The following is a 14,071-nucleotide window of genomic DNA, read 5'->3' on the forward strand; positions in this document are numbered from 1 at the left end:
GTGCGGCGGCAAGCTGCAGGCTTGGTTGCGATGGCAAATACCATGGGTCGAAGGTGCTCCAGACAAAATTCCCGTGAATATACTCTGATTTTTATGGATTTCAAGACTTTTGGCCCAACGCCAGATCACAGTTTTGAGCAATGTTCCGGGTTGGGCCGATGGGGAAATAACGGGTTACAAACGTCCTTTGTTCAGATAGTTAGCCATTTCATCGGCGGGCACCATGCCACCGCCGGTCGCCCATACCAAATGTGTTGCCTGTGGCATGCAGGTATCCAGCTGCATCCGGCTCAGGTACTCGGGGTTGTTGGATACCCGCACCGGCCCAGCCATGCCCGCCAGCGCCGAGGGCTCAAGGCGGATGCCTTCGGTTTTATCAAGCAGTCCCAGCAGATCGTACATGTGCTGATCGCTTAAGGTGTAATAGCCGTCAATCAGACGCTCCATGGCGCGGCCCACAAAACCCGACGCGCGGCCCACCGCCAGACCGTCGGCAGCGGTGATATTGTTAATTGGCTGAAGCAACAGGCGCAGCAGATGGCGTTGCCCAGTTTTGATAACTCTGTGCTGTCTGATTGAGGACGAAATTCAGCTCCCCGCCGAGCAATGCCCGTCGGCCAACCGCCATGCCTGATAAATAGTCGTAGCGCAGTGATTTGATTTCACTGCCAATCAAACGGCTGGACAAGGGGCGTTTGGGGCTGATCTGCACAATTTGCAGATCGGCCGGTGGATTTTCCACAAAGTGCAGCGAGCGGCGGTATACCGCTTCATGGTGCGCCAGATATTCCACCATGGGAACCGTTTTGTTGTGGTGTTCCAGCCAGTCATTGAGGCGATGCAGCCAGGGCGTGGAAAACTGAGTCGTGGCGGGCGCCGTGCGAATGATGACGATACGCCTTGCCCCACGGTGATAGGCTTCTTCCACCGGCAGTGGTGCAGCCAGGCCTCCGTCCAGATAGTGCTGGCCCTCTATTTCAACGCCGTGACGATACAGAAACGGCAGGGCGCTGGAGGCTTTGAGCAGCGACAGCCAGTTGCTTTCATCGGGCTGACGAAAGCAGGGCTGAATATCCTGCATGCGGGTAGCTGTGATCAGAAACTCCCGGTCGCTCAGCGCCTGGGCACCTTTCTCGACATTCAGCCGGTAATCCTGCAGGCTGGTCTGGTGAAAATACCAATCCAGATCCACGGTATTGCCACCCAGCAGTGCGCGTTTGGGATTGTAGAATTGCTTGTCGCAGGTCAACTGCATAATCGAGCGACGGGCAAACCCTTCCTGACCGGAAAGAAAACTGGACAAATTCTGGGCCCCGGCAGAGGAGCCTATCATCAATGAAAATGGATTGAAGCCCAGCTCCAGCCAGCTGTCGAGTACGCCTGCGGTGAATATGCCTTTCTGGCCACCTCCCTCGGCAATGAGTGCGGTTCCCTGTCTTACCCGGTTGAGACTGTCACTGTGCTGATATTTGAGAAATGTACTCATGACTCAGTGGTGCAGTTGGGAATGCTGACGATGGTATCTGTGGCAGTGGATTGCGCCAAATTAAACATTGTTGAACATCTTTCGGGCGAAAAAAGTGGATTGAGCCGGCGCAGAGTGCGGATTTTTCCCGGCCAGCGCAAGTGGCCATGTGCCGATATGGCGACCACGGATATCACCACTGACAGTTGCCTGCCATGCTGGAAGCATGGATTGTGCGGGCCGGTTATCGGTAACAAACGCGGATACCGGCTAAACCTGGCCGGTCACAGGTACCTTTGCGGTGGCGAGTCTGCCGCGCAACGATGATGTTGATGAGGCTTCACTGTTCGCCAGAATGAATTGATAATTAGCATTATTTCTGCCGACAGAGATGAGATGAGCGCCAGTCTCTGTTAGAATCCCGCCCGTCAAAAACTCTTCTCCTCGGAAACCGATTTTTCATGGTTTGGATTGATTACGCCATTATTGGAATCGTCGGACTGTCGGCTTTGATCAGCCTGGTCCGCGGCTTCGCCAAAGAAGCCATGTCTCTTGTCGTCTGGTTTGTTGCCTTCTTTATTGCCAGTCAGTTTTATCAGGATCTCGCCGTGCATCTGACCCAAATCGGGGATGAAATGGTGCGCAATGGTGTCGCGATAGCCATACTCTTTGTAACAACATTAATTCTTGGCGCCCTGGTGAACTATTTACTCGGACAACTGGTCTCCAAGACAGGACTGTCCGGCACGGATCGTATTCTGGGGCTGGTGTTCGGCGCCATTCGTGGCGCGTTGATCGTCAGTGCCCTGTTGTTTTTTATGGATGCCTTTACCGGCGCACCTAACACCCAGTGGTGGAAGGACTCTGTGCTGGTGCCCGAGTTCGGCGTGGTTATCCAGTGGTTTTTCCAGTACCTGGAAAACACCTCAAGCTTTGTACCCAATATATAAAAAATACAGTCACTCCGCTCTTGCCCGGCAGGGGCGGGATGACCTGAAAGAACATTCAATCAGAACATCTTACAATGAGGAATTATTCCCATGTGTGGTATCGTCGGAATCGTTGGCCGCTCGTCGGTTAACCAGACCATCTATGATGCACTGACAGTGCTTCAGCACCGTGGCCAGGACGCTGCGGGCATAGTCACCATCGACGGCGGCGCGTTTCGTCTGCGAAAAGCCAACGGCCTGGTGAAGGATGTGTTCGAGGTCAAACATATGCAAAGGCTGCAGGGGAATTCGGGCATCGGCCATGTGCGTTATCCCACCGCCGGCAGCTCCAGCTCTTCAGAAGCCCAGCCATTCTACGTTAACTCTCCCTTCGGTATTTCCCTCGCTCACAACGGTAACCTCACCAACACCACAGCTCTGCTGGAGCGTTTGGCTGAGCAGCGTCGTCATGTGAATACCACCTCAGATTCTGAAGTATTGCTGAACCTGCTGGCGGATGAATTGCAGCACACCAGTAACCGTCATTTGACCGAGGATCAAGTGTTTGATGCGGTTGCGGCCGTGCATGAAATGGTCAAAGGTGCTTATGCCGTGGCGGCGATCATCATTGGTCAGGGGCTGGTGGCATTTCGTGACCCGCACGGTATCCGTCCTTTGGTGCTGGGTAAACATGAAACGGCGCAGGGCACTGAGTATATGGTGGCCTCTGAAAGTGTGGCGCTGGACGCCGTTGGCTTCGAGGTGATGCGCGATGTAGCGCCGGGTGAAGCTGTGTATATCACTCTGGATGGTCAGCTGTTTACCCGTCAGTGTGCACAAAACCCCAGCCACGTGCCTTGCATTTTCGAGTATGTGTATTTCGCCCGCCCTGACTCCACCATAGATAAAGCCTCTGTGTATGCCTCGCGGGTCAACATGGGGACCCGTCTTGGCGAGAAAATCAAGCGTGAATGGTACGATCACGACATTGACGTGGTGATCCCTATTCCGGAAACCTCCTGCGATATCGCACTGGAAATCGCCCGCTGCATGGATCTGCCTTATCGTCAGGGATTTGTGAAAAACCGCTACATCGGCCGGACCTTTATCATGCCCGGTCAGCAGGAGCGCAAGAAGTCGGTACGCCGTAAACTCAACGCCATTGGCGCCGAGTTCAAGGGCAAGAATGTGCTGTTGGTGGACGATTCCATTGTGCGCGGTACCACCTCAGAGCAGATTATCGAGATGGCCCGTGAAGCTGGTGCCCGCAAGGTGTACTTTGCCTCTGCTGCGCCGGAAATCCGTTTTCCCAATGTGTACGGCATCGACATGCCAACCTCCAATGAGTTGATCGCCCACGGTCGTGACACTGATGAAATCGCGCGCATTATTGGTGCCGACGGTATTATCTTCCAGGATCTGTCTGATTTGATTGCCGCCGTGCAGCAGGAAAATCCGGATATTAAGAAGTTTGAAACGTCGGTATTTGATGGTCAGTACATTACCAAAGATGTGGATCAGGCTTATCTGGACCACCTTACCGCCCTGCGTAACGATGATGCCAAAGCCAACCGTAACATGGAGCTGGGCACCAATCTGGAGTTGCACAACGTCTGTCATCCTTAATCGGCCAACCGACGCTCGCTAATGACACAAGCCGGAGCCATGCTCCGGCTTGTTGTTCTAAGTCCTTTCCAGCACCTTTGGTGCAAGTAACCCACGACCCTGTACGGTGCGCCATCGTCCAGAAAGTCTTAATAATTAAGTCCGGCAGACTTGAGAGTCGCTGTGTAGGTCTGAATCATGCGCGCATGATTGTGGCAAATTGCAGCAATCAGTCCTGGTAGCTGCCTTTCACCTGCGACTAAATCGGCGAATAACTCGCTGGCGGGTTTACAGCGCATCTTTCCTTGGCTAAATTATACTGTAAACATATCCAGTATTTTGCAGTGTATCCAATCCTATGATCCTCTACATCGCCGAGAAGCCCAGTCTGGGCCGCGCTATTGCAGATGTTCTGCCAAAACCCCATAAAAAACATGAGGGGTATATTGAGGTGGGCAATGGTGATTTGGTTTCCTGGTGTATTGGTCATCTGCTGGAGCAGGCGCCACCTGATGCCTATGATGACAGGTACAAATCCTGGAAGATGGAGGATTTGCCGGTTGTGCCGCAGCAGTGGCAACTGATCCCCAAATCATCCAGCCGCAGCCAGTTGGCGGTGCTGCGTAAATTGGTGAAACAGGCCGATACTCTGGTGCACGCCGGCGACCCGGACAGGGAAGGGCAACTGCTGGTGGATGAAGTGCTGGCGTATCTCAAGGTCAGCCAAACCAAACTGGGTAATGCCAAACGCCTGCTCATCAGCGATCTTAACCCCCAGGCGGTAACGCGGGCGCTCAGTCAATTGCGCGATAACCGTGAGTTTGTGCCACTGTCAACCTCTGCGCTGGCACGCAGTCGCGCCGACTGGCTGTACGGCATGAACATGACCCGCGCCTTTACCCTGCAGGGACGCAAGGTTGGCTATCAGGGAGTGTTGTCTGTTGGTCGGGTGCAGACACCTTTGCTCGGGCTGGTGGTGCGCCGTGATGAAACCATCGAAGCCTTTGAACCTAAACCTTTCTATCAGGTTGATGCGCACCTGCTGACTCAGGCCGGAGAGCGTTTTACCGCGCGCTGGCAACCCAGTGAGGCGTGCCAGAAGTTTATGGATGAAGAAGGGCGGGTATTGTCGCCCCGTCTTGCCGATAATGTGGTGGAGCGGATCACCGCTCAGCCTGCCCAGGTGACCGAACTTGAGCAAAAAGACAAACGTCAGGCGCCGCCGCTGCCTTACTCTCTGTCCTCGCTGCAGATTGATGCTGCCAAACGTTTTGGGCTGTCCGCCAAGGCCGTGCTGGATACCTGTCAGAGTCTGTATGAAAGGCATAAGCTCATTACTTATCCCAGATCTGACAGCCGCCATTTGCCCAGAGAGCAATTGAAGCTGGCTGCGGGCGTGGTGGATGCGGTACTCAGTAACGCTCCGGAATTGATTCAGGGTGCGGATAAGCCGGATCTCTCCATTAAATCCGCCGCCTGGAATGACAGTAAAGTGGATGCCCACCACGCCATTGTGCCCACCGACCGCAAAGCGGATCTATCCCGCCTGAGTCGGGATGAGGCTCGTCTGTACGAACATATTGCCCGCCAGTATCTGGCACAGTTCTATCCTCATCATCTGTATCAGGACACCAAAGTGGAGCTCACCATTGCAGGCGGGCAGTTTGTGGCCAAGGCCAAAGTCACCCGCTCGCCGGGCTGGAAGCAGTTGTTTGCCACAAGCCGGCAACCCGACGAGACCCGCAATCAGAGTGACGACAAAGAGGATGAGCCGCTGCAAAGCCACCTGCCGGTGCTGAAAAAAGGCGAGGAGCTTTATTGTGAGCGGGGAGAGCGGCTGGATAAGATGACTCAGCCCCCCAAACATTTCACCGATGCCACGTTGCTCAGTGCCATGACGGGAATTGGCCGTTATGTCAAAGATGATGCGATACGTAAGACGCTCAAAGACACTGATGGTTTGGGTACCGAAGCCACCCGGGCCGGTATTATTGAGCTTTTGTTTAAGCGCGGATTTTTAGTGCGTCAGGGGAAAAGTATTCAGGCCACGCCTGCAGGCAGAGGCTTGATTAACAGCTTGCCTGAAGCAGCGACCACACCGGATATGACAGCATTATGGGAGCAAAGCCTGGAGGCCATCAGCCAAAAGAGCATGCGCTATCAAAATTTTATGGATCCTCTACTGGCCAATATTCATCATCTGCTTGAGATAGCAGCGCAAACGACGCCCAATGCGCTGGCCGGTGTGCAGGCCAGGCCTGCATGGAAGGAGAAATCAGGCAAGGGCCGGAGTGGCTCGAAAAAAACACGTACCGCAGGCAGCGGTGCAGCCAGGCGTCCGGCAAGAAGAGCGACCGCGAGCAGGAATGCTTGAGTTCATCGCTATCATTAAGCCTGGCAGCTGAATGTGCGGGATGACTGTATCAATGCACGCATGCACAGCCATAGAGATACGCAGACTTTTAAATTAAAGGATTATGACCTTATACCAACTTCATTATTAGTTTGATCACTTCAGAATTAGTTTGATCACTTCAGAGCGTCAGGGGCGCTGATTCAAGGCGCATTGATTGACTAAGGGGGAGCCCTTTGAGAGCAATGCAACACAGAAGCCGGATGCCTGATACGCGCACTCTGTGCGGGGTTCAATGCACTTGATACTGCGTATCCGTCTTGACATAACACCACTATGATTTCGCCAGCTCGCAAGCCGCAAGGGTGTGGCGAATATCATTCACTCACGACTGTATGGATGCAGGAGGTAGAGCAACGCAGGAGCTGATGCCAAGGAGTGGTTAATGACCTTGTTTCAAGCGCATTGAACTCCCGCTGAAACAGATCAACTATTAAATGAAATTGGTATTACACACCGATTAATCGTGACCTTACATACTGATTGACCGTGACGTTACCGGTGACTGAGCTATGTATCAGTTCTGTTTGTATTGATTGGTGGCCGCATCATAGTGATAGCCAAGCTGATCCAGTTTGCTGTCCAGCTCCTGTGCTGACATATTCAGCTCATAATGGAGTGAAAGCTTATCCGGGCAGCTTAAGCGGAGCTTTTCGTTGACTATGCCCAGCAGGATGGCAGCATCCAGTCGTTCAGGATGATGAATTTCCATCATCAGTGCCCTCAAATTTGACCGCGTTTTTGCAGGTTATACCCAAAGTCGCGAAGCCGCCAGTGCGCGCTGGTTGTCACCACAGTACTTTTCCAGGTTAAAAAGCCAAAGCCAGGGAAGGAACCTGGTTAAAGTGGGCAGCAGCCAGGTTTTCACGGGTTATGGCGAGATGCCGAGCTTTTTCATCTTACTGCGCAGTGTATTGGGGTTGATGGCCAGCATCTCAGCTGCGCCTCCGGCGCCGTATATCTTGCCACCACAAACTTTCAGCGCGTGGCTGATGTACTTTTGCATCATCACATCCAGTGGTACCAGCTTGTCGCCGGCCCGACTGGGGTCGATGATCACCCGTTGATTATGACAGGTCACTTCTTCCGCCTGGGATGGCATCAGGAAATTGAAATCCAATGGCCCTTCCGGATTCTGAATGACAGCCCGTTCAATCACATTGAGCATTTCCCGCACATTGCCGGGCCAGCTGTGACGGCTCAGCAAGCTCAGTTGCTCTGAGGGGATCCGGGGCAGGTGCGTCAGGCCAAATTTGGCCGCCAGTCTTTCCAGTGCAAATTGCGCCAGTAATGGGATATCGCCGGTACGCTGACGCAGCGGCGGGATCTGGATCGGAAATATTGCCAGCCGGTACCAAAGATCCTGACGAAACTGCCCGTCCTGCACCATATGCTGCAGATCTCTGTGAGTTGCGGCGATGATCCGGATATCCAGTTCCACCTGTTCATGACCGCCGACCCGGGTAATGGTACTGTTTTGCAGTACCCGCAGCAGCCTGACTTGCGCGCTGAGCGGCAACTCACCAATCTCATCAAGGAAAATGGTGCCGCCATTGGCCTGCTCGAAGTAGCCCTGTTTGCGCTGCTCGGCACCGGTAAAAGCACCTTTCTCATAACCGAACAACTCCGAGTCCAGTAAGGAGTCCGGGATGGCGCCGCAGTTAACCTTGATAAAGGGTTTGTCTGCGCGGGGAGACAGTTCATGTACCGCATTGGCGATGACTTCTTTACCTACACCGGTTTCTCCCAATATCAGCACACTGGTGTGCAGATGAGCGATTGCCCGAACCTGCTCCATTACCCGTTTCAGCCCGGCATCACAGCCGATGACCCCGGCACTGGTCTTGAGTGTGCGTTTCAGGGTGTCGTTCTGCTCACTGAGCTGTTGATTCTGGGCCAGCAGGTTACGTCCCTGCAGATTGAAAGCGGTGATCAGCGCCAGTGGCGGCATGTGAGATTCCAGCAAATCAGCATGAATGGCACGAAAGCGATTAGGTTGAAAGCTGTAGTAACCGACAACGCCCAGATGGGTGTCATCGCAGATCATCCGCAGCAGGATCACTGAGTGGATCCCCGGCACGACTTTGGGGGCCACATGCAGGGTTACAGCGTCCAGTTCAATGTGATTGATAATACGGATAACCGGCCTGTCAGGCTGGCTCAGCAGATCACACATCTGTGGGGTGAGTGTCACACACAGATCCAGTGCCTCGGCGGCGTCGTTATTGGCGTGCGCGATAAATTGAATACGTTGCTGCTCGGGTTGGAACAGGTTCATAAAGATGCCATCAATGGGCAACTGCTGTTTCATATAGTGAAAATAGTGCTCCAGAGACTTTTCCAGATGCAGGCTGGCACACAGGCGTTGGGTTGCTTCGAAATAGCAGTTTTTTTCCATTGATATATCACGCTGATCACGACATATCGTGATTTTAAATCGTTATATATCGCGCTTGTGTGTTGCCAGTCATAAATTCCCACCTTGTTTACCCTTTTTAGGTAGTTGGCACGGCTAATGCTCTGTCATGGCATAGATTATCTCCCCTGGAACCTAATTGAAGGAATGTTCCAAATGTCAGAAAAACAAGAATTTAATCACAGTCGTCGAACGATTTTGAAAGGTGGTATGGCGATCGCCGCCACAAGTTTGGGGGCCGTTGTGACAGGTACCGCAGTGGCGTCGCCGGCGACTCCAGAATCCTTTGATGAAGTCGTGGATGTCATTGTTGTTGGCAGTGGTTTTGCCGGTATGTCAGCGGCGTTGCAGGCCCGTGAAGGTGGCGCCAGCGTGATGGTTATCGACAAGATGCCGGTATTTGGCGGCAACTCCACCATTAACGGCGGCGCGATGGCGGTTGCCGGTAGTGCGTTGCAGAAACAGGCCGGTATTCAGGACGATGTCAACGTGATGGTGCAGGACATGCTGAAGGCTGGTCGGGGCATGAATGACGTTGAGATGCTCAAACTGGTGTGTGACGGTACTGCCGAATCCTGTGAATGGCTGATTGGTCATGGTGTGCAGTGGAAACCTTTCGTCCAGCACTTTGGTGGCCACTCCATTCAACGTGTCCTGCAGACTGTTGAGAGCTCCGGCGCCGGTATTATCCGTCCGATGATCAAAGTCGCCCGTGAGCAGGGCATTGATATGCGCAACCAAGTCAAAATGGAAGGATTTATCCAGGATGACAAAGGCCGTGTGATCGGGCTTCAGGTTCGTGAAGGATATTATTTCCCGAAAGAAAAAACCGGTAAAATCCGTCGCTTCGGCGCACGCAAGGGCGTGATCATGGCAACCGGCGGGTTTGGCAACGATGTCGAATATCGCATGATGCAGATGCCAGAGCTGAACCATGAACTGGATTCAACCAACCATGCCGGCGCAACCTCTGAAGCCCTCAAGCAGATGATGCTGATTGGTGCTAACCCGATTCATCTGGATCAGATCCAGCTGGGCCCATGGTCCTCTCCAGACGAGAAAGGTTTTGGTACTGCTTCCCAGTTTGCCACCATCGCCACCTATCCCCACGGCATTGTGGTGGACGTCCGTACCGGTGAGCGCTTCTTTAACGAATTGGCTGACCGTAAAGCCCGTGCTGACGCGATCATGACCCGCCGTGATGAAAATGGTGCACCTGTCTATCCGGTTGGTTTCACCAACGCAGCCGGCGCTGCTAAGGCTCAGACTCTGGGCTGGGGGATGAAGTACAACGTGATCAAAAAGGCGGACACGCTGGAAGAGCTGGCTCAGATCTACGGTATGCCGGCTGACAAGCTGAAGGCTCAGGTTGAACGCTGGAATGACGCAGTTAAAAACCGCACCGACAAAGAATTTGGCCGTCCAATGCAGGAAGCCATTCTGCTGGAAGAAGGCCCATGGTATGCCGCCCGTATGTGGCCAAAAGTGCACTACTGCATGGGCGGTGTGAAAGTGAACACCCGCAGTGAGGTGCTGCATCTGGTAACCAATAAACCTATTCCGGGACTGTATGCTGCCGGTGAAGCGACCGGCGGTATCCATGGCGCCAGCCGATTGGGCGCCTGTGCGGTGGCTGAAGGCGTCGTAACCGGTCGTAATGCCGGCCGTATGTGTGCTTCAGAAAAAGGTATCGACCTTAAATTATCCTGATAATTCCGTCCCCCCTATTTAGGTGTGGAGAATGAGGAGTGGAGAGAATGATGAACAAAAAAACAAAAGCGATGTTGGCAACACTGGCACTGGCAATGATTTCCGGCAGTGCACTGGCAAAAGATGCCATCACCCTCACCGGTAAAGATATGACTCAGGCTCAGGCCTGGGCAATTGCAGACGGAGCAGAGGTTGAGATTGCGCCTGATGCGCTGGTGCGTCTTGAGAAAGCTTATGACCTGCTGATGGAGTCTGCCCGTCAGAGTAAGCCGGTGTATGGTCTGACCGTGGGGGTGGGTCTGAACAAGGATCACAAGCTGTTTGACGCCAATGGTCAACTCAGCGACGCAGTGATGAAAGCTTCAAGCCAGTTCAATGTCAGCACCCTGCGGGCGCACAGTGCCGGGGTTGGCGAAGCCATGCCGGTGCGTCTGACCCGTCTGGCGCTGGCCGTGCGTCTGAACACGATCCTTTCCGGTCAAACCGGTGTTCAGCCGGTCGTGGCGCACATGTATCAATCCTTCCTTAATGAAGGACTGACTCCCATTATTCCTTCTCAGGGCACTGTTGGCGAAGCGGACATTCTGCTGTCATCTCACGTGGGCCTGGCCATGATCGGTGAGTGGGATGTGATGTACAAGGGCAAGCGCATGAGCGCGGCCAAGGCGATGGATAAAGCTGATATTGAGCCGCTCAAGCCAATCGGAAAAGATGCGCTGTCGATTCTGTCCAACAACTCAGTTGCTGTTGCCTATGCGATGGAAGGCTATCGCAATGCCAAGCATCTGATTGAAGTCTCTCCCACTGTATTTGGTCTGAGTCTGGAAGGTTTGAACGGCAATATTGCGCCATTCCTGCCACAAACCAATGATATCCGTCCGTTCCCATATATTGGTGAAGTGGCCGGTGATATCCGTAATGTGCTCAATGGCAGTTACCTGTGGGATGCTAACAAAGACCGCCCATTGCAGGACCCACTGAGTTTCCGCACCACAGGTTATACCCTGGCAGGAGCCGAGAAAGCGCTGGCTGATTTGGGTCAGATGATCGACATTCAGATTAACCATTCTGACGATAACCCAGCCGTAGTGCTGGATGCATCCGATGATTACAGCCAATTCTCTCAGGTGTCTCAGTACCTGGTTGAAGGTAAAGGTGGTGTATTCCCGACCACTAACTTTGAACCGTTGCCGGTAGCACTGGCTGTTCAGGGACTGAATATTGCCCTGACGCAGGTATCCCACAATGCGGTGCAGCGCACTATTCACCTGTCGGACAACCACTTTACCAAGCTGTCACGCTTCCTGGCGGCGCCTGAAAACAACGGTCACGCTTTTGGTGCAATCCAGAAGGCGTTCGTGGACATGCAGGTGCGCAACAAACAGCTGGCCGGACCGGTATCCTTCGATGGCATCGCGATTGCCGGTAATATCGAAGACACTTTCACCAACCTGAAGCTGGCGTCTGACAATCTGATCCAGATTGTTGACAACACCAACATCATTTATGGCCTGGAGCTGATGCACTCGACTCAGGCTATCGACCTGCGTAAGCAAGCTAATCCGGACATCAAGCTGGGTGATGCAACTGAGGCCATGTACAAGGCATTCCGCAAGCAGGTGCCATTTGTTGAGCAGGACCGTCCGTTCACGCCGGATATCAAAGCTGCCAGCGAATTTATCACGAACTACTGATCAAAAGAATGCGGGGTCAGTGGCCCCGCAGCAGGAAATAACATGCATAAGAAACTAACTGCAATGATGTTGATGCTGGCACTGATGCCGGCGGCCGCCAGTGCTTTCGGTATCAAGGACTACCACAAGGAAGTCATGACCGGTGATAACGGTAAGGTGGAGTGTGCTGCCTGTCATGGTGATGCCAAACGCAAGACCATTCCGGACGCTGCAGCCTGTGAAGCCTGTCATGGCACGCCGGCTGATGTGGCTGAGATGACCAAACGTGCCGATCCCCATGATATCAATGTTGAGCCCAATCCCCATGACAGTCTGCATTATGGTACTGATCTGCCTTGTACTTATTGTCATATGGAGCATAAAGAGAGCAAGGTGTACTGTAACCAGTGTCATGAGTTCCAGTATCCGGACATGAAGCGCTAAGCTCCGGGCTTATGTGATGATAAAGCCGCAGCGCTGAGGTAATTCCTTTCGGGAGGACGTCAGCGAGCTGCGGCTTTGATGTATCCGGTTGTCAGCGAATATGAGTGTCGCCCCGGCTTAACCGGCAGCGCTGGCAAATACATAGGTCATGCCTCCGGACTTCTTAGCCCGGTACATGGCGTCATCAGCGTTGAGCAGCAGCTCCTGTGCCGACAGGCCATCATGGGGATAGATGCTAATCCCCACGCTGATCCCTAATTCAAGCGCAATCCCCTGATACTGTATGGGACGACACAGGCACTCCTGCAGTTTGTTGGCCAGGTTCAGCAATTCGTCACGGGTCTTAACCGGCTCAACCAGAATGACAAACTCATCGCCACCGAAGCGGGCGATAACATCGGATTTACGCAGCAGTTGTTGCATCCGATCGCTCACTTCCACCAATGCACAGTCTCCCGCCGCGTGACCATAGCTGTCATTGATGGGCTTGAATTTGTCCAAATCCACAAACAGTAAACCCGCCTTGTCACCATTGCGCTGACATCGGAGCAGTGATACTTCCAACAGATTATTGAATGCACTGCGACTGAACAGGCCGGTCAGATCATCGTGATCAGCCAGGTACCTCAATTTTTCCTGCTGTTGCTGCAGTTGCTGGGTTTGTTTGGCGACTTCATTGGCAAGTTCATCTTTTTGTATGGTGGTTTCTTCCAGACAGGCTTTCATCCGATTGAACTCTCTTCCCAATTTAGCCAGCTCGTCATTATTGGGAAGGTAGATTTGGCTGGTCATATCGCCTTCAGCAAGCGCACCTATCCCCCGATTGAGCAGGGTCAGATTTTGCCTGAATTGGCTGTAAGTTCGGGTTGCCACCCCCACCAGAGTAAGGGTGAACAGCAACATGGCGGCACCATTTAAGTAGAAATAGCTTTGCTGCTCGCTGGTTGCATAGGTAATCACCGAGCGTTGATACTGAAAGATGGTCTCGGTCATGGCCTGAAATGCAATGCCGTAGCGAGACATTAGCATGCCGTTGGGGGAGGTCATACCCTGACCTCCCGAGTCAATATTTTGCTCCGTAATGACCAATAACCGGCTGATCCCCTCACTGATTTTCAGCATGCTGCTGACCAGCACCTGTTGCTCTGGAATATCGATTTGGGTTTGTTCCAGCAGGGATGTGAGTGTTTGCTGCTCGGTACGGATCTTATCTATGGCCAGACGATCGCCATATTGCTGCAGCTGCCATAGCTGGTTGCGTACCAAATCCATTTGCTGCTCAATACGGGTAACATGTTCAATTCGGGTGTGGGAGTGTGCCTGGATCTCCCGGTGTTTCATCAATGAATAGAGCAGCACCTGGGTCATGATAAGACTGAGCACGACCAGAATGAGCAAGCGGTGGGCAATTTTCAT

Annotated in this window: 11 protein-coding genes; 6 read left to right on the plus strand and 5 right to left on the minus strand. The window is 53.1% G+C overall.

Features of this window, described 5'->3' with window-relative positions; genetic code table 11:
* Window positions 1-174: 174 nt before the first annotated feature.
* Together ACRRUX_RS12205 and ACRRUX_RS12210 are read right to left on the minus strand one after the other, a co-directional pair.
* Window positions 175-525, minus strand: a complete 351-nt coding sequence (locus ACRRUX_RS12205; RefSeq protein WP_432530647.1) for a hypothetical protein — start codon at window positions 523-525, stop codon at window positions 175-177.
* Window positions 509-1,486: a patatin-like phospholipase family protein gene (locus ACRRUX_RS12210; protein ID WP_432530649.1), complete on the minus strand. Its 978-nt coding sequence runs from the start codon at window positions 1,484-1,486 to the stop codon at window positions 509-511. Before ACRRUX_RS12210 ends, ACRRUX_RS12205 begins: the two co-directional genes overlap by 17 nt.
* Before the next feature lie 440 nt (window positions 1,487-1,926).
* Here ACRRUX_RS12210 and ACRRUX_RS12215 point away from each other — a divergent pair, with 440 nt between their 5' ends.
* The 3 genes from ACRRUX_RS12215 to ACRRUX_RS12225 all read left to right on the plus strand — a co-directional run bounded on the left by ACRRUX_RS12215 (window position 1,927) and on the right by ACRRUX_RS12225 (window position 6,373).
* A complete protein-coding gene (locus ACRRUX_RS12215) occupies window positions 1,927-2,415 on the plus strand; it encodes a CvpA family protein (RefSeq protein WP_432530651.1) in 489 nt (162 codons plus the stop codon).
* A 90-nt stretch (window positions 2,416-2,505) separates the two neighbouring features.
* Window positions 2,506-4,020 carry an amidophosphoribosyltransferase gene (gene purF / locus ACRRUX_RS12220; protein ID WP_432530653.1) on the plus strand — a complete coding sequence of 505 codons (1,515 nt, stop codon included), beginning with the start codon at window positions 2,506-2,508 and terminating at the stop codon, window positions 4,018-4,020.
* Between the two features lie 337 nt (window positions 4,021-4,357).
* A complete protein-coding gene (locus ACRRUX_RS12225) occupies window positions 4,358-6,373 on the plus strand; it encodes a DNA topoisomerase III (RefSeq protein WP_432530655.1) in 2,016 nt (671 codons plus the stop codon).
* Between the two features lie 556 nt (window positions 6,374-6,929).
* Here the strand turns inward: ACRRUX_RS12225 and ACRRUX_RS12230 are convergent.
* The gene (locus ACRRUX_RS12230; RefSeq protein ID WP_432530657.1) at window positions 6,930-7,127 is read right to left on the minus strand and encodes a DUF4250 domain-containing protein; all 198 of its coding nucleotides are present in this window, start codon (window positions 7,125-7,127) and stop codon (window positions 6,930-6,932) included.
* A gap of 156 nt (window positions 7,128-7,283) precedes the next feature.
* Window positions 7,284-8,810, minus strand: a complete 1,527-nt coding sequence (locus tag ACRRUX_RS12235; RefSeq protein ID WP_432530659.1) for a sigma-54 interaction domain-containing protein — start codon at window positions 8,808-8,810, stop codon at window positions 7,284-7,286.
* Window positions 8,811-8,984: 174 nt separating this feature from the next.
* On the opposite strand from ACRRUX_RS12235, the gene ACRRUX_RS12240 reads away from it, so the two are divergent.
* Genes ACRRUX_RS12240 through ACRRUX_RS12250 form a run of 3 tightly spaced genes read left to right on the plus strand, consistent with a single transcriptional unit; the run spans window position 8,985 to window position 12,655 of the window.
* On the plus strand, window positions 8,985-10,538 hold the full coding sequence (locus ACRRUX_RS12240) for a flavocytochrome c (RefSeq protein ID WP_432530661.1): 1,554 nt from the start codon (window positions 8,985-8,987) through the stop codon (window positions 10,536-10,538).
* Window positions 10,539-10,588: 50 nt separating this feature from the next.
* Window positions 10,589-12,232, plus strand: coding sequence for an HAL/PAL/TAL family ammonia-lyase (locus ACRRUX_RS12245; protein ID WP_432530704.1), 1,644 nt, complete (start codon window positions 10,589-10,591; stop codon window positions 12,230-12,232).
* Window positions 12,233-12,274: 42 nt separating this feature from the next.
* Complete coding sequence (locus ACRRUX_RS12250) at window positions 12,275-12,655, plus strand: cytochrome c3 family protein (RefSeq protein ID WP_432530663.1); 381 nt, start codon at window positions 12,275-12,277, stop codon at window positions 12,653-12,655.
* A 117-nt stretch (window positions 12,656-12,772) separates the two neighbouring features.
* Here the strand turns inward: ACRRUX_RS12250 and ACRRUX_RS12255 are convergent, their stop codons facing one another.
* On the minus strand, window positions 12,773-14,071 hold the full coding sequence (locus ACRRUX_RS12255; RefSeq protein ID WP_432530665.1) for a diguanylate cyclase domain-containing protein: 1,299 nt from the start codon (window positions 14,069-14,071) through the stop codon (window positions 12,773-12,775).

Source organism: Shewanella sp. GXUN23E, from assembly GCF_050865035.1.
GTDB lineage: Bacteria > Pseudomonadota > Gammaproteobacteria > Enterobacterales > Shewanellaceae > Shewanella.